Origin of the sequence: Candidatus Acidulodesulfobacterium acidiphilum (assembly GCA_008534395.1) — a bacterium.
Taxonomy (GTDB): domain Bacteria; phylum SZUA-79; class SZUA-79; order Acidulodesulfobacterales; family Acidulodesulfobacteraceae; genus Acidulodesulfobacterium_A; species Acidulodesulfobacterium_A acidiphilum.
Genome location: SHMQ01000005.1, coordinates 58,276 through 78,415, shown reverse-complemented (window position 1 = coordinate 78,415; position 20,140 = coordinate 58,276). Strand labels below are relative to the sequence as shown.

Annotated in this window: 22 protein-coding genes; 19 read left to right on the top strand and 3 right to left on the bottom strand. The window is 36.6% G+C overall.

The genetic code is table 11. The features are described from left to right. Nucleotides 1–73 precede the first annotated feature (73 nt). Genes EVJ48_03110 through EVJ48_03100 form a run of 3 tightly spaced genes read right to left on the bottom strand, consistent with a single transcriptional unit; the run spans nt 74 to nt 5,261 of the window. Nucleotides 74–733 carry a hypothetical protein gene (locus EVJ48_03110; GenBank protein RZV39926.1) on the bottom strand — a complete coding sequence of 220 codons (660 nt, stop codon included), beginning with the start codon at nt 731–733 and terminating at the stop codon, nt 74–76. A 19-nt stretch (nt 734–752) separates the two neighbouring features. Beyond that, nucleotides 753–4,514, bottom strand: a complete 3,762-nt coding sequence (locus tag EVJ48_03105) for a hypothetical protein (GenBank protein RZV39925.1) — start codon at nt 4,512–4,514, stop codon at nt 753–755. A gap of 21 nt (nt 4,515–4,535) precedes the next feature. Then, on the bottom strand, nt 4,536–5,261 hold the full coding sequence (locus EVJ48_03100) for a LexA family transcriptional regulator (protein RZV39924.1): 726 nt from the start codon (nt 5,259–5,261) through the stop codon (nt 4,536–4,538). A gap of 176 nt (nt 5,262–5,437) precedes the next feature. Here EVJ48_03100 and EVJ48_03095 point away from each other — a divergent pair, with 176 nt between their 5' ends. The 19 genes from EVJ48_03095 to EVJ48_03005 all read left to right on the top strand — a co-directional run bounded on the left by EVJ48_03095 (nt 5,438) and on the right by EVJ48_03005 (nt 20,139). Then, nucleotides 5,438–5,635: a helix-turn-helix domain-containing protein gene (locus EVJ48_03095; GenBank protein RZV39923.1), complete on the top strand. Its 198-nt coding sequence runs from the start codon at nt 5,438–5,440 to the stop codon at nt 5,633–5,635. After that, complete coding sequence (locus tag EVJ48_03090; protein ID RZV39922.1) at nt 5,620–5,982, top strand: DNA-binding protein; 363 nt, start codon at nt 5,620–5,622, stop codon at nt 5,980–5,982. The genes EVJ48_03095 and EVJ48_03090 overlap by 16 nt, the downstream gene beginning before the upstream one ends. 1,118 nt (nt 5,983–7,100) lie before the next feature. Beyond that, the gene (locus EVJ48_03085) at nt 7,101–7,685 is read left to right on the top strand and encodes a hypothetical protein (GenBank protein RZV39960.1); all 585 of its coding nucleotides are present in this window, start codon (nt 7,101–7,103) and stop codon (nt 7,683–7,685) included. A gap of 284 nt (nt 7,686–7,969) precedes the next feature. Beyond that, the gene (locus tag EVJ48_03080; protein RZV39921.1) at nt 7,970–8,215 is read left to right on the top strand and encodes a hypothetical protein; all 246 of its coding nucleotides are present in this window, start codon (nt 7,970–7,972) and stop codon (nt 8,213–8,215) included. 71 nt (nt 8,216–8,286) lie between these two features. Continuing rightward, complete coding sequence (locus tag EVJ48_03075) at nt 8,287–8,781, top strand: TlpA family protein disulfide reductase (protein ID RZV39920.1); 495 nt, start codon at nt 8,287–8,289, stop codon at nt 8,779–8,781. Between the two features lie 19 nt (nt 8,782–8,800). Continuing rightward, nucleotides 8,801–9,007: a hypothetical protein gene (locus tag EVJ48_03070; protein ID RZV39919.1), complete on the top strand. Its 207-nt coding sequence runs from the start codon at nt 8,801–8,803 to the stop codon at nt 9,005–9,007. Between the two features lie 9 nt (nt 9,008–9,016). Further along, nucleotides 9,017–9,625, top strand: coding sequence for a hypothetical protein (locus tag EVJ48_03065; protein RZV39918.1), 609 nt, complete (start codon nt 9,017–9,019; stop codon nt 9,623–9,625). Between the two features lie 69 nt (nt 9,626–9,694). Then, nucleotides 9,695–10,093, top strand: coding sequence for a hypothetical protein (locus tag EVJ48_03060; protein RZV39917.1), 399 nt, complete (start codon nt 9,695–9,697; stop codon nt 10,091–10,093). Nucleotides 10,094–10,388: 295 nt separating this feature from the next. Continuing rightward, nucleotides 10,389–10,664, top strand: coding sequence for a type IV conjugative transfer system protein TraL (traL, locus tag EVJ48_03055; GenBank protein ID RZV39916.1), 276 nt, complete (start codon nt 10,389–10,391; stop codon nt 10,662–10,664). A 7-nt stretch (nt 10,665–10,671) separates the two neighbouring features. After that, entirely contained in the window at nt 10,672–11,226 is a 555-nt protein-coding gene (locus tag EVJ48_03050) for a hypothetical protein (protein ID RZV39915.1), read from the top strand. Next, nucleotides 11,189–12,139 (top strand): hypothetical protein, encoded by a 951-nt coding sequence (locus EVJ48_03045; protein ID RZV39914.1) that lies wholly within the window; start codon nt 11,189–11,191, stop codon nt 12,137–12,139. The genes EVJ48_03050 and EVJ48_03045 overlap by 38 nt, the downstream gene beginning before the upstream one ends. Next, nucleotides 12,129–13,415, top strand: coding sequence for a hypothetical protein (locus EVJ48_03040; GenBank protein ID RZV39913.1), 1,287 nt, complete (start codon nt 12,129–12,131; stop codon nt 13,413–13,415). Before EVJ48_03045 ends, EVJ48_03040 begins: the two co-directional genes overlap by 11 nt. A 2-nt stretch (nt 13,416–13,417) precedes the next feature. Continuing rightward, on the top strand, nt 13,418–14,236 hold the full coding sequence (locus tag EVJ48_03035) for a hypothetical protein (GenBank protein ID RZV39912.1): 819 nt from the start codon (nt 13,418–13,420) through the stop codon (nt 14,234–14,236). Then, nucleotides 14,233–14,751, top strand: coding sequence for a type IV conjugative transfer system protein TraV (gene traV, locus EVJ48_03030; GenBank protein RZV39911.1), 519 nt, complete (start codon nt 14,233–14,235; stop codon nt 14,749–14,751). Before EVJ48_03035 ends, traV begins: the two co-directional genes overlap by 4 nt. Nucleotides 14,752–14,756: 5 nt before the next feature. Then, entirely contained in the window at nt 14,757–17,315 is a 2,559-nt protein-coding gene (locus tag EVJ48_03025; GenBank protein ID RZV39910.1) for a hypothetical protein, read from the top strand. 25 nt (nt 17,316–17,340) lie between these two features. After that, the gene (locus EVJ48_03020; GenBank protein ID RZV39909.1) at nt 17,341–17,718 is read left to right on the top strand and encodes a hypothetical protein; all 378 of its coding nucleotides are present in this window, start codon (nt 17,341–17,343) and stop codon (nt 17,716–17,718) included. Next, entirely contained in the window at nt 17,715–18,251 is a 537-nt protein-coding gene (locus EVJ48_03015) for a hypothetical protein (GenBank protein RZV39908.1), read from the top strand. The genes EVJ48_03020 and EVJ48_03015 overlap by 4 nt, the downstream gene beginning before the upstream one ends. 10 nt (nt 18,252–18,261) lie before the next feature. Continuing rightward, nucleotides 18,262–19,899, top strand: a complete 1,638-nt coding sequence (locus tag EVJ48_03010; GenBank protein RZV39907.1) for a hypothetical protein — start codon at nt 18,262–18,264, stop codon at nt 19,897–19,899. A 9-nt stretch (nt 19,900–19,908) separates the two neighbouring features. Next, nucleotides 19,909–20,139 (top strand): hypothetical protein, encoded by a 231-nt coding sequence (locus EVJ48_03005; GenBank protein RZV39906.1) that lies wholly within the window; start codon nt 19,909–19,911, stop codon nt 20,137–20,139. Nucleotide 20,140 lies beyond the last annotated feature (1 nt).

The window sequence follows — 20,140 nt, the reverse complement described above, 5'->3', positions numbered from 1 at the left end:
AAAAATCGTTTTTAAAAATTGTGGGTGATTTTGTGGGTAGAATTTATAAAGTTTTTTTTATTATTTTGTTTTTTTATTCGAAATTATTCCCAATATTTTCAGCTTTGAGTAAATCGCCGATTTCCGGAAATTTAATGTTTTTAGTTTTATAACCTAAGTCTTTTAGCATATCTTTGATTTTTCTTTTTTTCTTGTCTTTTGCTATCATTGTATTTATAGCTTCTACTGCCCATTTATAAGTTCTAATTTCCTTTTTGCTTTCCAGAAAAGATAAAATTTTTACTATTGTACTGTATTTTGACAAATCACGGATATTCCACGACAAAATAAGAATATTTATTGCTTTGTATAGTTCTTTGTTGAGCGGGTCCCATTTTACTTTTGCAATATTTTGCGATGAACCGCCGTTACTTGTATCAATTTCATATTCGCTTTCGCTTTCTTCTTCAAATGGATTAAAAACAGGTAGTTTATGTGCATAAGTCATTTCCAAAATTTTAGCGGAACATCCCATGCCTGCAAAAAAAGTAGAAGGTATAGGCTGATTGCCGGTTTTGCTTGTGCAGGAAAATATATAACATTCGCTATTGCTGTCGTTATCGTTAATTTTGTCTCCGCAACAGCATTTCTCAACTTGACCTTTATTGAGTTTTAAATGCGTAAGAGGTTTTATCAAATAAAGTTTTGTTAAATTTTCCTTATTTTTATCGCCTCTGCAGTTACCGCACGACATAAACGCCTCCTTTCTTTATTTAATTTACGATATTTAAATATTTTCCCAGTAGTCTGGTAGCCGTTCCTTCCTTTGCTTTCAAGAATAGTTCTTTTTCTCCGAATACATAAAAACTCTGCTTTGTACGCGAAACAGCCACGTTTATTATATTTTTATATTTATCGATAAATAAAAAATTTCCTGCGGAGTTCTTGTCGTAAGTCATAGAAAATAAAATAATTTTTTGTTCAGCGCCTTGAAGAGCATGTACGGTACCTATGGTTACTTTGTCGCCGTTATCAATAGAGTCTTTTATTCTGTTTTGAATCGCATATGCTTGAGATTTGAAAGGAGTAATTATGGCTACGGTTTTTTCTATAGGTTCTAAAAAATGAGCGTTATCGTTAATCCATTGAGTTATTGCACCTATTTCTGCTTCGTTTATGCGGCTTTCATTTACATATTTGCATGTACCGCTTACGTTTATAAAGTTCCAAGGTTCTTGATTCTCGAATATTTTATCTTTGACCATATTCTTAAATTCCCAGTTATCCGGATATCTAAGTTTTCCTTTATACATAAGTTTATTTGAAAAGTCGATTATTTCTTTTGGACATCTTCTGTGTTCTATAACGTAAAGTCCTCTTTCTATGTCCGGAAATTCCCAGAAATTCGAATTATTCTGCGCTATTTTCATTACGCTTCCGCCGTAATCGTGGCAGTTGAACGGTAAGGATTCGAATTCTGTTTCCGATATCTCGTTTTCGGACTCGACTATATGTCTATAAATACTGTAATCAAGATGTCCTGAAACTTTATATATCGGATATATTTGATAAGTATCGCCTACTATTACAGCTCTTTTTGCAAATAAAAAACTAAGTGCGCCTATTTCCGGAGAACATTGTCCGGCTTCGTCAACCAGCAGATAGTCTATAAAACTTGATAAAGGATATTCGGTATTGCTTCCGGAACCTTTATAGTATACAAGGGTTTTGTATATTGAATGCATAGTGCTTACAAAACATGGAGTTATAAGTGCAAATAACTTGTATTTTTTTGTCCTGCCGTCGAAAGATTTTTTAAATTTTTTTTCCTTGTTAAGGCAATCGTCATTCAATAGTTTTTTAGCTTGAATTATAAACTCGCCCTCGTTTGCGCGCATGCTTAAGTGAAAAAGTCTATATTTGATAGAATTATCTATGATAGCGCCTAAATAATTGTATATATGTATTAATTCTTCTTCGCTTACGTTGTCGTTTAAGAGGGAGTTTAATTTTCCGTTCGACTTTATAATTATTTGTTTTACGTCATCTATTGTCTTATTTAAAGAATCTAAATCGGATTGTTTTTGTTTTATCCTGGACTTTATGTTGCGGGCTTCTGCCGCGAGATTGTCCTTTGCTTTTTCAATACTTTTATCGTTTATTATTTTACCTATGCTTTCTTGTATAAATTTTATTCTATATCTTGTCGGTTCGATAATAATCTCTTTTATGCCAGGATATTTATTTTTATTGTCGTTGTATATCCTGTGAAGTTCCAGTTCGTTTTGTAAGAACGGAAGTATTTTTTTAATAAAATGATAACTCTCTATATATTCAGACCAAAATTGAATAAATTCATTTTTATGTTTTTCGTTTTGATCGCATTGAGCTATTTTTTCGGTATACGAATTTAATAAATTTTCAAGGGCTTTTATTTCTTGATTTATTATATGGGATTCATGCTCTATGGTTTTTAACTTTAAAACGTTTTGCTTTTTTGATTCTAAGGGAGAAAGATAAAGGTCGTATATTTTTTTTACGGATGATTTAAGCAGTTTGACTGCGTCTTGAAGAGATGCTTTTTGTCCGGCGTTAAACTTAAAATTTGAAATATTGCCGTAGATGTTTAGTTCTTTTGCAAAATCTATGCCGCTTATTTTCGAAAAGTTTTTTATATAAAATTCTTCGGCTTTATTGAGCCATTCTTCATTGAGCGTAATAGTTTCCAAGTCTTGCAAATCCAAGAATCCTTCGCGTTCGCTTTTTTCGTTGCTTTTTGTGACGCACCCATAGTCTATAGTCTTATCGTTGATTTTCGGGAGCCATCTTTTAGTTATATTTCCTATATCTTCCGCCAAGCTGTCCGATTCTATTGCGTCAATTTTAAAACCGCCTATAATATTGTTTTTTGCCTGGTTAGTGAAAGATGCGCCGAAGAAAATAGGCATGTCTTCGTTATTAAGCGTAGAATCAACAATTTTTGTTGCTATGAGGCTTTGCAGAATGGTTGTTTTGCCTGTGCCTGGAGGGCCATTGAGTGCTATAATGTTATCTTTATAATTTTTTAAGCAATGTAAAAAAATTTTCTGCTCCACGTTCAGCGTATACATATCATCGGGTTTTCCGTGAAATTTTATTTGCCCGGTAAAACTCGGTTCTTTTTCGTCAAAAAGGAAATCTTTGAGTTTTTCATAATTTGTTTCTTTTTTCAGTTTTTCGGCATAAGATTCTTGATCTGGTTTTTTTATATATTGTTCCAAAAGACCGTAATCTATGTTGTCTTTATCACCACCGTTCTTAATAAATTTTATAAACGAGTTATAAGAATCCCTGAGTATCGTTATCTGATCTTCCTTATCCGTTATTAAAGAATAATTTTGTTTTATGAGTCCTTTATTCAATAAAGGTTTTTCGGCGCAGTCCATAAGAAAATCTATAAGTCTATTCCATCTTTCCGAGTTTTTGATATCGTCGTCTTCTATTACTGCATCCTTATTTCCAAATATTTCGGTATTAAGAATATTTGACCAATCTTCTTCTTTGCAAAGCATAAGATGATTCGAAGCTCGTTCTATATCGTCGTCAATATAGAGATTATAAGGAGAGACAGCAGGTAATTCTGAAAATTTTATCTTTACCTTTTTCTTGTCGTAATATTGTGAATAATCTAATTCTGCGGTTATTATAATCGGCGCGGCGTAATCGTTCTTCTTGCTTTCCGTGTTTTTATACAGCAATGGATAAAAATCTAAATCTTTTGCATGCAGGTAATATTCGAATATATTTATTATTTCTTCGTTTTTATCCGTTTTTTTTAATTCTGAATAAATCCTTGAAGCGTCCGTCAAAAAAGAACTGCTTTGCTCGATATATCCAAAGTTATTGAGCATTTTCGGATATTCTGATTTTAAAAACCATGTAAATTTTTTATAGTCTGGATTGTATTTGGCGTTACGGTTTTTTATTTTTAATATGTTGCCGTAGTAAAATCGGCTAAAATCATTGCTGTCGTCATACAATTCCTTATCGTTTTCGTTTTTATTTATTTTTAAAAAACTTCTTAAATCGGTTAAAGGGATATTGCATGCATGGTTAGGATTAACGGTTATCCATTCCTTAAAAAAGCCGTATTCTACTATTTTTTTAAAATACTCTAAATGGTAAAGTATTTTTAAATCCTTTTCAGAAAAGGGATTTTTTATTTTATTTTGTTTTTTTTCGGCGTTGCGATTTTTATTAGGATGCGTTTGTTCGCTGTTTGTTGCCAGATTTGTTTTTTCGTTTATGATTTTGAGTATCGTTTCGGCATTTTCGGCAATATACGGTTTGTTGTAGTTAAAATTGTTTATGGAAAATAATTCTTCTTTGCTTGAAGGCTTTATTTTTACCAAAGCTATAAGGTCGGTGTCCCACGCTATATTAAACGCTTTTAGATTCAGCTGTTTTGATAATCCAAGCCGCCATTTTTTTAATTCTCCTAGAACAGAAACTTCATTATCGGTTAGAGGAGTGTCTTTTTGGTAATAAGCTTTCATAATTCTTTTCTTTCCTTGGGATTAAAATTTCTGCAATACCCATTTCACTTTGCCTATAATAAAATTGTCTTTGTCGATGTCTTTTAGCGGTATTATGATATCGGGAAAATCCTTATTTTCCGATTTTAAAATTACGCTGTCTAAATTAAGGTAAACCTTTTTGATAACAGCGCCTTCATAGGGCAGATATACAGCATAGATATTGCCTGATACAAATATCTTATTGTCTTTTTCGACGCCTATATAAGCACCCTCTCTGATAACCGGTTCCATAGATTTTCCGATAACTTTTACTACGGCGATGGAACCGTTAACGGCAAATTCTTTTGGAATTAAAAGATTGTCGATAGGTTCTATTTCCGTCAGGTCTATAAACTTGCCTGCGCCGGTATATGAATAAACCGGTAGCGATTTGTATTTGGAAGAATCTATTATCTCTGAAGCATCTAATGCAAAGATAGTGGGAATTGTTGAATTTTTTTTATTTACATGATTTTTTGCAGTCAAATGGTTTATTTCCGTTTGAGCGTTATAAAAATATTGAAGCGGTATTTTGTATTTATCCTCTATAATTGCAAGTTTGTCTAAAGAAATCTTATCTATTCCCTGTTCATATCGTCTTATCTGCTGTTCGGAAATGCCTAAAATCTCGGCAAGTTTTTCAGCGGAAATTTTAAGGTATTTCCTTCTAATGTTTTTTAATCTTTTTCCTAATAATCCATAAAAACTGGAATCGTCTTTTTTCATACTTGTTAATTTATTACTGTTAATAACAAAAAACAAGCAATTAATGCTAATTAATTACTTGTTAGATATGCTAATTATTTTTTTAATATTGCTAAATTTTTTCTTGACATAATGTTTTTGAAATGTTAATTTAATAGCATAGCTAACAAATATTAGTATAATTATTAAAAAAAGGCATGAAAATTCATCCGTTAAAAATATATATTCTGCAAAATAAAATTAAGCAAAAAGAGCTTGCGAGGCTTTGCGGGATATCGGAGATAACGATTCATCGTATCGTTAATTTTAAAACAAAGAAAATATCTAATAAAAATTTTGAAAAATTAATAAAATTTGGAATTCCTAAATCAATAATTTTATGCCGAGAAGAGTAATGCGAGAAATATTTACCGAATTAACCGATTTAAGCAAAAGTCATACCGATACCATCTTGATGGAAATATTAAACGAGCTTAGAGAGCAAAAAATTATATTATCGAATTTAGCCGTTGCCCCTATAGAAAATCGCAGACCTGATACCGATTCGATTTTAACCGTCAAAGAGACTGCGGCTGTACTAAAAAGAAAAACTTCTTACGTTTATATGCTTGTCCGAGAAAGGCGCATTCCTTTTTCGAAAATAAAAGGAACGGTTTATATTAAAAAAAGCAATATCGAAAAGATTATCAATAAAACCGAAGTAGCGGATTTCAAAACGGCGCTTGATAATCTTAAAAAATAATTAATAAGGATTAGAATGCGGGACGTGAAAACGGAAAAGATATACTGCTTTTGTTAATTGCATGTGCCGTAACAGCACTATTTGTCTTTTCCGTTTTTTTGGCGGCATCGTATTTATAATTTTTAAAAATAACAAAATTTAAAAACCGCTTTGTATTTATTTTAAATATTTTAAATATTTTAGGTTTTTGCAGTTGCTTAAATTTACTAAATAAAATCATGGTAGAGCAGAAAAAAATATATACATTGGCAGAAAAATTTATATATTTGAGCAGAAAAAAATATACATATATAAATATTTCTGCACAGAAAAAAATATACGGTTTTATCCTTTAATGTTTTGTGTTTATTAGAAAAAGGTATGTATATAAATTTTTCTGCCCAGAAAAAAATATATATTGATGAACTTTCTTTAAAAGGATAAAAGCTTTGTATTTACTAACTAAAAAACAGAGCAGAAAAATTTATATACATAAAAAATATATTTGAAGGAGGTACGGCGTGAATAAAAAAGATGGTTTTCCGTCAGTTTATAAGCCGTCTGCGCTTATAGCGATAAGCTTAAGCAAGGAAATATCCGCTCTGCAGGCTAAAATGTATAATATATTCCTGTTTAATGCCAAACAGCAGTTAAACAATAATTCTGCCGTGCGCAAATTTACTATTAGCGTTTCGGAAATCAAAAAAATCTCTAAAACGCGCCAGGTTAATAAATTTATCAAGGATGCTTTTTATGATCTCCTCGATACTAAAGTCAAATATAATATCCTTGGCAAAGATCCGAGGCAATATCCTATAGAAGGGGGTTTTGTTTTGATTGCGGGATATGAGTCCAGACCGGGAGTTTTTACTTATAATTTTGCGGAACAAATTATCGATGTTTTATTGGACCCTAATATTTATACGGCATTGGACTTAAAAGCCATTGCGTCTTTAAAATCAAAGTATTCCATTAAGCTTTATGAGCTTTGCAGGGATTATGTGAACAGCCCATCTATACCGCTGCTACGCATTTCCGATTTTAGGGATATATTCAACGTCGGCGATAAATACCGCGATGGAGAGAATCTAAGGCGATATGTTCTTGAGCCCGCTGTTTCGGAAGTAAACGAAAGAAAGATAGTTCCTTATTTGGTTTCCTACCAGATAAACCGTAATCGCGGCAATAAGAATCGATTCGAAAGCGTAAAAATAAAATTATTAAAAGAAAACGATAAAAGAATTACGGAATGCAAAAATGAAATAAAGGAAAAAGAACCTTCTCTTTTCGATATTCCCGCTGACGATTATTATAATTACGCCCCAGTTATTAACGATGTTTTAAACTACCTGAATCAAAAACTCTCTACAAAAACGAATCCTGTAAAATTCAAAAAAACCAAAGAAACCGAAAAACTCATTAAAGCGCGCATAAGTGAGGGCTACGATATAGAAAATTTTAAGTCCGTTATAGATAAAAAATATTCGGAATGGCGCAATACCGATATGGCCAAACATTTGCGTCCGGACGTTCTTTTCGGGGATAAGTTCGATATTTATCTTAACCAGTTATCAGCGCCTGCCGTTTCAGCCGGTGTTGCGGACGGCAAAGACTGGTTGTCAAACAGGTTAAAGGAAAAAAAAGAAGAAGAATCGGTTAAAACTGTTTTAATTAGCGAAGTATTCGATGATTTTTTAAAAAATAAAAATAAACAAGAGGCTTAAAAAAAAATGAAAATGAAAACTGCGGTCAAATCTAAATCTAAATCAGTTTGTTTCAGTATTGGTCGAGACCAGAACGAAATATTTCGCAGGTTACAAAGCGAAGCTAAAACTGTCGGAGTGCGCTTGACTTTCAAAAAAATTATTCTTGGCAAGATTAAGGAAAAGTAATGCGCAGTTGTTTTGGAAAGCGTTTCCGCTGCGTCGGGATATATTGAGAATCTGAAGAGAAAATCGAGGATACATGAATTTATTGAAAACATTTTAATTAAAAAAGGAGGTCGAAAATGATTAGAACATCTAACGTTTGTCCGCCCAAAAATTACAAAAACAAGAAATATCCTATGCCATGCGTCAGGGATTTTTGCGTGGAACTTTCCGATTTTATGCGGGAGATACAGGAGGCCGGGAGCTGTCCGGAGGTGCTGAACGTTATTAAAAGAATTAAAGGTATGATAGCAAACTATGAAGATTATTTTATCGTGGAAAACGCCGCAAACGACGCAAATATAAAGTCGTCTATAAATAATTAACATTTTTTTTATAATACGTATTGACATAATTTCTTAAAAGTGTTAAAAGTTAAAAAGAAGGAGAAAAGACATTGAAAATACTGTTATTAGTTTTCACGGTTGTTTTAATAGGTTTTGGAGGAAATTGTTTTGCTTATACTCCGGTTGCGCCGAATATAAGCGGAAAAGTTTTAAATTCCGCCGATAGCGGCTATAAAAAGATTAGCCTTAAAAACATTAAAAACAAAATAGTAATACTTAATTTCTGGGCTACTTGGTGTCCGCCATGCAGGGCGGAAATTCCTACGTTAAACGATTTTTATTCCTCTCACAAAAAAGATGTTCTAATTTTAGGCGTCAACATGAACGAAACTTCTTACGGAGTTTCCTCTTTTCTAAAAAATTACGATGTTGCTTATCCAATCGTTATGGGCAACTTGATTGAGGCGGAGGAGTACGGCGGATTAGGCATGATACCGCAGACGTTTTTTATAGTTGACGATAGGATAGTTTTTCACTGGTCCGGAGAGCTTAATAAAGGTATTCTGAAAGCGGTAACGGATAAAATTATTTCTATAAAAAACTAATTAAACGGGAGGATGTGAGATGTTTAAAAAGATTTTGTTATTTTTAATCGTTTTATTTTTGGCGGCGGGAGTCGGTTTCCCAGAAACGGCTTCGGCTCACGGCTATACTTATTGGACTTCCACTTCTAAAGTCGGTTTTGCGCATTTTTATTATAACGAAGGGTTGGATAATGACAGCGGAACGCAATATTCGCTTATCCAGAGGTTCGACTATCATAGCCATTAGCTGCTTGCAGTGTTAAAGGGTTCGGTTGCTTATACTCCGGCTACTTATAACGGCTCGTATACAAACGGAACGCCGCTGACGGCGGACGTTGATTACAAAAATTGGTCTGTCCTCGGAGGCATAGGAATAGACCCGCGCATCTTGTCAGGACTTATGCAGAACCAGATTTACGTATCTCTGTCGGAAGACAATATGACGTGGATGGCAGGCAATATTACCGGAGGATACGACGAAAACTACAACGTCAAGTATTTAGGCGTTCATTATAAAAACGTCTATGCTGTTACACCTAAATTATCGACCGTCGTGGGCTTATCATTTTATAGGGGAATCAACGGAACGGTGCTGGTTTCAAATTATCCGCTTTACGTCGGCGTTCCGGCTGAATCCATAGGGGAAACGCTAGGCGGCGAGTGGAAATACGGCGCTAAAATCGGCGTAAGATACAGGATTAATAACAATACGTCGGTAGTTGCTGATTTGGCTTACAACCATTTTTTCTTTGAGCAATCAAACGATGTTTATTTTTATAACGGCTCCGGCTACACGTATTTGCAAGAGCCGACTTCCAATACGTATGCGGAAGGAGTTGAAATAGGCTTACATGTTGCTTTTTAGTTCTATCCAACTGAGCCCTTCTAGAATTAATTCGAAGGGCATTAAAAAATTTATAAAGGAGGAATCAAGATGTCGGAATCAAAGGAATTAGTTTCTTTACGGCGCGGCTGGCGCAACTTTGCGGAATGGTTTGCGGGTTTGTCTTTGCAGAAAAAAAGAATTTTTACGTCAGTTTTTTACATGCTGATAATCGCGGTTATAGCCTTTGAAGGTAAAGGCGTTTCTGCCGCTACCGTTTCTACTAGCGGAACCGGTTCAAGTTTTTATAATACTATAGTAGGCTTTTTCTACGGCCCTATAGGCATAACTGTTGGTATACTTTTGCTTGCGTTTGGAGCGTTGATGCTTGTTAAGCACTGGCTTATAACTGTTTTTTGCGTTATAGCCCTTTTATTATTTTACGGTGTTCCGTATCTTGTATTGTCAGTAGCGTCAACGGGCGCAGCTGCATCAGGCGCGATGATTTAATTTTGTTTTTTATTATTTCTAAAATTTATTTAAGGGAGGAATGATGGAGCTTTCTAAAGAAGAATTAACGGATATAATTGCCGACGGCATTGAAAAAGGAAGTGAAGAAATCGTGAAGAAATTCAAACGCGAGATGCTTTTTATCCGCGTTGTCGCGGCCGTTTGCGCTGCAGCTTTAATAATGATTCCTATAGCATTGTCGGCGAATTTCCATTTTTAAAATGCAAACACTCGTTGTTCCGTCCTTATATTTGCATCATAGGGGCGGAACAGGAATTTAGAAAAGGTGCTGTTGATGAATATAAAATATATTCCAAGATACATAGGTTCTTCGTTTCAGGCGCTCTGGTGGGAAATAGACGAATTGGGCATATTTTTCGTAGGAACCATTATAGGCATAATATTCGGCTTTTTCTTTATATCTATAATAATATCCGGGCTTATTATGCATTATTATTCTAAATATAAAGAAAATACGGTAAGAGGATTTTTCAAGCATGCATTGTATTGGTACGGGTTTAAAGATAAAAAAAAAATAATCAAGTCGCATATGGATAAATTTATAAGGTGAATCAGTCATGGTAACGTCTAAATTTTTTGACAAATTTAATAAGTCGGTTTTAAAAAACTGGATACTTTCGGTCGTGGTAATCGTTTTATCGTCGGTAATTATTGCTCAAACGATAGAAATAGGAATAATGGCTAAAGATAAAGAATTCACCGTTCTTCCGCCAGTCGTTAACACTGCGTTTACCGTTCAGGGTAATCGCTATTCCAAGGGATATTTGATTGATATGGGTAATTTTATATCGCAGACGGTTTTAAACGTTAATCCTAAAAATTACGAAAACCAGATTAATTTATTCATGCAATTCGTTAACCCTAAAGATTTTGACTCGATAAGGCTTGATTTGCTTAAAGATTATAAAACTCTTTCCCAGCTTCAGATTTCCCAGGTTTTTTATCCGCTTTCCATTAATGCAGGCAAAAATGTTCTTAGAGTTAAAGGAAATTTGATGAGGGTAATAGGCGCCAAAAGCACGTCCGAGGAAAAAACTTTTATTATAAAGTATAAAATCGTAAACGGAGAATTTTATGTCAATTCCATCGGTTTCACTAAAAAAGCTTTTTAGTTTATTTTTATGCGGCATTAGCGTTTTATTGCCGTTAAAGGTTTATGCGCTTAGTTCGCAGCCGTCTTATCCGGTTTATAAGCCTCCGGTTAAATTAAAAACTAAGGCAGGGACTCTTGCTTATAAGCTTAAGAATAAAAAGTATTCTGCGGCAGCAAAAAAAACTGTGAATTCGCAGATTGTCCTGCCTATGCGCAATATGGCAAAACCAAAAATGAACAGTTCTGTGACACCTGTTTATTTGCCTGTTAAGAAAGGTGAAACCAAGACTGTTTATATAGCGAGAAAATTTATAAACCGGGTAGTTTTTCCGGATTACGTTAAATATGCTAGAACGTCTAAAACGGGCGATATTTCGGTGCTGTTGCAGGGTAAGACTGCGCTGATAAGCGTTACGCCATATATTGTCGCCAAAGGTCCGGTTAAAAGAGCGGTATTTCCAAAATCCGTTTCAAGCGCTATGTTTAGGGTTGACCATCGTACTTATTCGTTTCTTTTTATTCCCAAGGATATACCTCCGCAAACGCTGTACGTAAATATGAACAATGCGGCGGCAAGGACGATTAAAGTAAACATCAAAGGAGGGCTTGCTTCTTATTTGTATCCGATGCTGAAAAGCATTTACAACGGTATAGTTCCGCGGTCGTTTACTGCTTCCAGAAAGAACGTAATTTATAAATCCAACTACCCGCAGGTCGGCATAAAGCTGGTAAAAAAGTTTAACGGCGGTAATCTCGAAATATATGAATTTATCGTAAAAAATGAGTCCGAGTCGCCGCTTTCCGTATCGAATAAGGAGTTTTTATATTTAGAAAAAGACGCGGTCGCGATTTCTGTTTCAAACGAGCATTTATTCCCAAAGACATATACCAGATTATTTATAGTAACGAGGAGGATAACATATGGCAGATGATTTAAACTTCGATCCGCATGCCGGCGGAGGAGAAGAAAAGGACAAACTTGGTCCTATAAGTAGATTTAAATCATTATTTAAAACAAGGAAGCAATGGCAGATGTTTATATTCGGCGCCGTATTTTTCGTTTTAAGCGCTATATTCGCCGTAATTATTTTCGTGGTACTGCCCGCCCGCAAACCGCATTTAATCGTAAAAGCATCTCCTAATGTGGTCAACCTTGTGAATTCGGACAAATTATCCAAACAGGCGTGGGTTTCCAGCGCAGCGACTAAACTACAAGAAAATAATAAAGAAATAGAAGCATTGAAAAAACGAAACGCCGTATTTCAAAAAGAACTTCACGATATGGCGGTTATAAAACAAAGCCGGGAAAAAGGCGGGAACAAAGTCATTTATCCGCCTATACCCGGGCAGGAAAAAGGTTTAGCTTTTACCGGGTCTTCTAATGGCGGAAAAGGTTATACTCCGGCTGCGGGTTCTTCCGCAAAACAGTCGCCGGTTACGATAGTGCCGCTTAATAATCCAATTAATACTATCCTAAACAGCCAACCGTCTCCGACTACGCAAAAATCTAAAAAAAAAAGAACTTTGGAATATTACGTGCCGTCGGGAACATTTACAGAAGCGACGCTCCTTAACGGCATGGACGCTCCCGCCAGCATGAAGGGAAAATCTAATCCTTATCCTGCGCTGATAAGGCTTACCGATCTCTCGTTCTTACCTAACGAGTTTCGTTCGTCGCTTAAGGGATGTTTTATTATTGCCGAGGGCTATGGTTCGCTTTCGAGCGAAAGGGTTTATATACGTGCGGTAAACCTATCGTGCGTCGTAAGGGGCGGGGTCTATCACGTGGACGTTCCTTTGCACGGTTACATAGTAGGGCAGCACGGCAAGGTAGGTCTCAGGGGTAAGGTCGTAACGAAACAAGGAGCTATACTCGCAAGGGAATTCGCAGCAGGATTGCTGCAGGGATTCGGTAATATAATATCTCAACAGTCGATGACTTATTCCATGAGCGCTTTGGGTTCTACGTCAACGATTAATCCGGGCAATATAGGGCAGGCCGCCGTCGGTCAGGGATTAACCAACGCCGCCAATAATCTTTCCCAGTTTTATATTAAAATGGCGGATTCGATGGTTCCGGTCGTTGAAGTAGGCGCAGGAAGAAAACTCACCATTGTAATTACTAAAGGCTTTTGGATAAAAGATACGCCAAACGTCAGGGGCGTCGGCGGCAACAGCAAAACAACCAAAATGAAAGGAGGAAAATAATCATGCGTTTCAGAGGACTTTTAATTATTCTTGCTTTAACTGCGGTATTGTTTTCAACCGGCAGCGTTTTTGCCGGACAAGCGGTTAATCCGGCCGTCCAGTCCATTTTGCCGAAGATAAAAATGTCCGGTACTTTTCATACGCCGGTAAAAGGACTTTATGGGGCGGTGATATCTAACGGTCAGATAATATATGTTTTTCCTAAAGATAAAATAATCCTTCTTGGTCAAATGTGGACCGCTGCAGGCAAAAATCTTACGCAGGAAGCAAGGCTGAAGATGCAGCAGTCTAAAGCGGAAGATATAGAAAAGGGAGTCGATTTAAAAAAGGCTATCAAAGTAGGAGACGGTCCGGTTAAGGTCATAGAATTCGCCAATATAGATTGCCCGTTCTGTCGCGTCGCGGAAAAATTCTTTTCGAGGCCTGAAATAGCAAAAAAAGTTACGAGGTATATTTTTTTAATTCCACAACCTTCAATACATCCTCATTCTACCGCCATGACGCTATATTATTTTACTAAGGCCGACGGCAGACCTTTATCATATCGGTTATCGCTTCTAAATAAAATAATGGTGGGGCATATATATCAGACTAAGTTTGGGAATATAGCCCCTAAAATTAAAGTGTCTAAGAAAGCGGTAGAAAGGCTTTCCTATAATACCGGGCTTGCGAACGAATACTCCATATTCGGAGTTCCGTTTTTTATCATAAACGGCAAGGTGGTCGACGGCATCAATATAGGCCTTATTTTACAAGATTTAGGGGTTAAAGGCGTAAACGTGGCCAAATTAGACCATGAACTTTTTGGGAGGCAACCGTGAAAAAGAAACTTTTATTTTTATTTTCCGCGGCGTTTTTATTTTCCGCGGTTTTAACCGGCTGTTCGCTTATGCCGTATAGTTCAAACTATTCGTGTCCGGAATCGAAATCTGGCATGGGAAATTGCTCATCGCTTGAAACCAACTATAAAATATCGACCGGGCAGATAAAATCGCCGGGAGCAAATCATGGAGATTTAATCAACTGTCCTGTATCCTTGCGAGGAACTAATGCTTGCAAGGAGATATATAAAACTGCGGCTAAAGGAAAAAGATTTGCGAAGGGATATATAAGCGTAAGACAATACTTGCTTAAATATGAAGTCGAAGGCAATAATCCGCCGCTATACGTGCCTGCGGTAATCAAGAAAATATGGGTGCTGCCGTATTCTTCCGAAAACGTATTTCACGGAGGCGAAGACGTTTACGTCGTGATTAAAAAAGGACACTGGCTTTATGGAAATTATATCTTCAAAAAAGACGATAAAAACTACAATATGTTTATAATCAGGAGATAAACCTTATGATATGGTATTTCGCTTTATTTTTAATTGCGTTTGTCTCTGTATCGTTTTTTTTAAGAAGACAGATAATTTCTATTTTTGGGATAGGCATAGAAGGGCGGCGGCTCAGGGAGTATACTTATAAGTATGCCCATGCAAATAAGGCCTTCCCTTATAGGCTGTATGATCCAGCCGAGAGAAAATATATACTCGAATATGAAGACGGTTCTACTGCGGTAGGGGCAATATTCGAGATTTCTCCCGCTATAGTGGCGGTAGACGATTCCGCGTTCGATGCCTTATTCGATATTCTTATACCCGGCGCAACCTTGCAATTCATTTTATACGGCTCGCCTAATATAACAAGGAGAATAGATGCCTTTAAAAAACAGGCGGTTATGGCAAAAGAAAACCCCCTTTTCAAAGATATAATAGAGGAATACGCAGGTTTTTTCGAAAGGGCTACCAGGGAAGGCGTAAACAAAATGATGCCTACGACTCTTAAAGATTACAGGATGTTTGTTTCTATCCTGCTTGAAAAGAATCACGACAATATTTCCTATATAGCGGAATCGGTAGAGAATATCCTGAATACTAAAGGTTTCGAACCGGAAGCAGTGAAACCGGATAATCTGGTCGGCACTCTTTACGAGTATTTTAATATGAACCACGATTTCAGGGATATACCCGAATACGACGATTCCCAGATAATAGCCAACCAGATACTCGCGCCGGATACCCTTTTGGACGGCAGCGAAAGCAGGTTCGTAGTATCGGATGGAATTTACTATGCGTCTTTAAACCCGATAGAGCTGCCTATGCGGACAAGCCTCTGGCATTTCTGTACGAGGCTAGGGGATTACTTAAGCGAGAATAAAGACAAACAGCAGTTTAATTCTCCTTTTATAGTTTCTACGGCCGTTAGCGCTGTTCCCGAAAGCGAAGTCGGCAAAATAAAAGTAAACGTTCAGTCCATACATTCGCAGGAACTTCCCGAAAACCTCTTTCCGCGCCTTGCAAAAAAGAAAATAGATGCGACTATAGCTACTAAATCATTCGAAGAGAAGAAGAAACTGGTCAAGATGTCCTTGAACGTAATAGTTACCGGAAATTCTAAAAAGAACCTTAAATCTAACGTAGACGCTATAAAGATGTACTGGGCAAGCGGTTCGGCGGAGCAGAGGATTAAGCTTAAAGAGGACAAATTTATTAATACCGTAAATATTTTGTCCGCCGTTCCGCTCGGCGTAAATTACGATTATTACGAACTAACCGAGAAATACAGGACTATCTTTACCGAACAGGCTTCTTGTTTCATACCGGTGGAGTCGGACTGGAAAGGGACGCCGAATCCTGTTGTTCCGCTAATTACGCGTAGGGGGCAGTTTATGGCATTTGATTTATTCGATTCCCCCTCTAATTATAACGGTTACATAGTTGCCACGTCTGGAGCCGGCAAGAGCGTTTTTATAAACGATTTAACTTTGATGTATCTTGCCAAAGGCGACAACGTGTTTATTTTTGATGTCGGCCGTTCTTATGAAAAACTTGCAAAAACAATAGGAGGACAGTGGATAGAGTTTAATCCGAAAAACCCAATGAGTTTGAATCCGTTTTCGGAGATTAAAACGGAAGAAGATTTTGACGACGGTTGGGAATATCTAAGAGATTTTATATATATGATAGGCGGTTCGCTCTCTAAGGAGGAGGCGAAAAAAGACGAGAAACTTATCAAGTCTTATATAGATGAGGTTCTTCAGGAGCTCTGGAATGAATATAAAGATACGCTTGAAATATCCCATATTTCCCAATGGTTCATAAATGCAGGGCGTAAAAATGATAAAAAAGAGCTAATCGATTTCGGGCAGCAGTTAAAGCCGTTCACTAAAGACGGCATATACGGACGTTTTTTCAGCGGTCCTTCATCGGTAGATTTCCATAAGCAGTTCGTGGTTATGGAACTCGATACGATAATAGGAAACCTGGAGTTAAGAGATGCCGTTATGATGGTTATGACATATCATATATCGCGCAAGGTTTACCTGTCTAAAATAGCCAAACACAGAACTATTCTAATTTTCGACGAACAGCACAGGTTTCTTAGGACGTCTCCGAGGGTAGATTTGTTTACGAAAAACGCCTACAGGCAGATAAGGAAGCATGACGGTGCCATATTTGGAGCCACGCAGGGATTTAACGACATATATTCGCCGAACGACACGGATCCGGACAGCGCCGGCAACACTATTTTAAACACCAGTGCATGGAAATTCTTTTTAAAACAAAACGATGAGTCTATTAATGCCTTAAAATCTTCGAATCTTTTCAGTTTTAGCGAGATGGACTATCACCTTCTAAGAAGCATCGATAACTATAAACCGTTTCATTCCGAGGTTTTTATGGTTACGCCATGGGGCATAAAAGTTCCCGCTAGGATAGTAACCGACAGATTTATGTATTACCTGTTTACTACTTATATGCCGGACAAAATAAGAATAAACGGTTACGTTGAGCAGGGCGATTCAATTTCCGCGGCCATAAAAAAAGTCATAGAAGACGACAAAAGAAACGCAGCTTAAATCAATCTAAAAAACGGGAGGATATATGAAGATAAGCAGAAACGCAATGAATTACGCCGTATTAGTAGCTGTTTCCGTAATATTAACATTTTTAATAAATTTAGTATTGACAAAATATATTTATAATGTTAAAACACAAAGTAGAATATATGTTCTTAACCTGAAAAGCATCGTCGATTTAAAAAGGAAAGAAATGAACGAGGAGGCGTTAAAACATCCCTTGAAAAACACTCCTGCCGTTACTCAAAAAGAAATAACTATTTTTATCGGCGATATAAACGCGGACGCGAAAAAATACGAAAACGGCGTAATAATAGCAAAACAGGTCGTTATAGGAGGAGGCGGATATAAAGATATTACAAATTCGCTTAAAAAGGAACTTGAGAAGCAGGGGGTTTTATGAGCGTAAGGCGGTATAGCTTAATAGGTCTTTCTATCTTTATTTGTTTAGTCATGCTATATTTACTCTTGTCCCCGTTTTATTCCCTGACTATTTCAAATTCCGATTCTATGGACGCTTATTTTTTTATTACGTTAAAAAAAAGTAAAATTGTAAAGGACGGTTATGCGGTCGCCTTTAGGATGCCGTCAAAAAAAGTTTTTAAATGGAAAAAATACTATGAGTTAAGTCGTCTAAAATACGAAAAAGGAGAAATTTTTTTAAAATATGTCGGGTGTTCGTCCGGAGAAATTTTAAATACCGTAGGCAGAAGCGATTACTGCGACGGAAAACTTTTAACAAGCGTGCCTAAGTATTTGTTTTTGATTCCTCAGCCGCACGTAAAAATAAAAGGTTTTCCCGTATGGCATAATTATAGGATACCAGCAGGATATTTTTTTGCAACATGTCCGAACGAATACGGGCTTGATTCGAGGTATTTTGGACTGATTAAAGAAAGCAGGATTCTTTATAATATTCTACCGTTAAGGTTATAGGGGAGGATTTATGAAAAAAATTGTTTTATTAGTAACTTTATTATGTTATTTTACTGTTTCTTACTGCGTTCCGATAGCCTTGGCAGGTCCTTCCGATTTCGTGAATTCAATTTTTAACAATTCCGTTACGGCTACTACCCAGTCTCCTTCATCTTTTTCTATGCAGGGAGAAAATATTTATTCGCTTGGTTATTCCAATGTCGATTTTAATAATTCGGGGACTAATATTCAGTTATTCAGCATAACGCCTCCTTCTTTTTCTATAGGCTGTTCCGGTATAAGTGCGAGATTCGGCGCTATTGCTATGTTGGGCAGCAAGCTTATGCAGGTGCTTCAAGAGATAATATCCTCCGGAGAAGTGCTAGTTTTTGCGTTTAATATGGTTTTGGGCGTTTTATGTAAGCAGTGCCAAAACATAATGAGTCAAATCGAATCTATCGCAAACAAATTAAACGGTCTCAATTTTAACTCTTGTACGGCGGCTGAGGCTATGGGCAATCTTGCCGGCGCCGAATTAGGCAAAACTTTAAACCTTTCCTCTCAGGCCGGAACAAGCGGTTCTTCGTGGGCGGACTCGCTAAATACAGAACTGACTAACCCTAAGTCCGCAGTCAACACTTATTTGGGCGATATTACCAGTTTTACGAACTGCGTTAATAGCTTGACGAACATAAACGTTGCTAGTAACTACGTGGAGACTGGGCAATGTTCAGCTTATGATAAGGCGTCGAATATGTTCGTGGTCGTAGGATCTCTCCTTAGGGATACGTTGAAGCATGCCCATATAGGGCTTGTGGCTGGAACTTATGCCGGCAGCGGAGGCAATGGGGATATGATAGGCATTTTGAGAGGTTCGTTTATCGGGGATATTATAGGTTATATGTCTGCGGGAAAGAAAGAACCGGTTATCAGATGGGTATCTCCTAAATACGTTGATTTGGTCGATCAACCCGGTTCCGCTACAGCCGCCGAAACTACTTCTTTGTTCGATTCTCTTACTTACGGAGGAGAACTGACGTCTATAACTATAAATTACGGTTCGCAGCAATTTAATAGTTCGGGGGGATATTCTTACGTATCTCAACCGCAGATAGAAACAAAGACAAATGATTGTTTTAGCGGTTTTTTTCCTATATATGAGTATTATCTAACTTATGTGCAGGATATGTATTTTAATCCTTCGGCCGAGAATAGCATTTCGATACCGACTAAATGCGGAGGACCCATTGCCAATTTAAACGTTAATACGTCAATCGCCGGCAATTTTATAGCTTCATCTAACATGCCGGTAATTCTTATAGCAAAACTTGCCTATGTTTATAACGATCCGCAAATTATGGACGATGCCGCTCTTGCAATGGCTTACGGACAGGAAATCAAGCTGTTTAGTACTATTCTTAGCGCTATAAATGCAGCCGTAGCGTCTAATAAAGATATAAGCCACTCAAAGCATTTAAAATACTATCAAAAATACCAACAGGCCGCTACTTCGGTTATACAACAATTGCAAAAAAGCTATGAAAGGGCGGTATCTAAATTAAATCTTGATAATAATAATATTAAATACCTGCAAATGTTAAACCAGCAGTGGATATCGGCTTTGTCTAATAACGGTCTTGCGGGGGCGTATAATGCAAGTTCATATTAAATAATAAATATGCCAAAAAACAAAAAAAATAAAACAATCGGTATTGCTAAAAAAGGATGGATTTATAGCACGTTGATTATTGCCGTTATATTTTGGGCGCTTATAACAGCCGGTTTGTTTGTTGATTTTATTAAAGGACATTATGCATCCGTTTTAAAAACTATAGTCGTTATTGTTTTATTGTTAGCTGTATTTGCGGTTTTATCGATACTTTCTAAAAACGATAAGCCAAAGGAGTAAT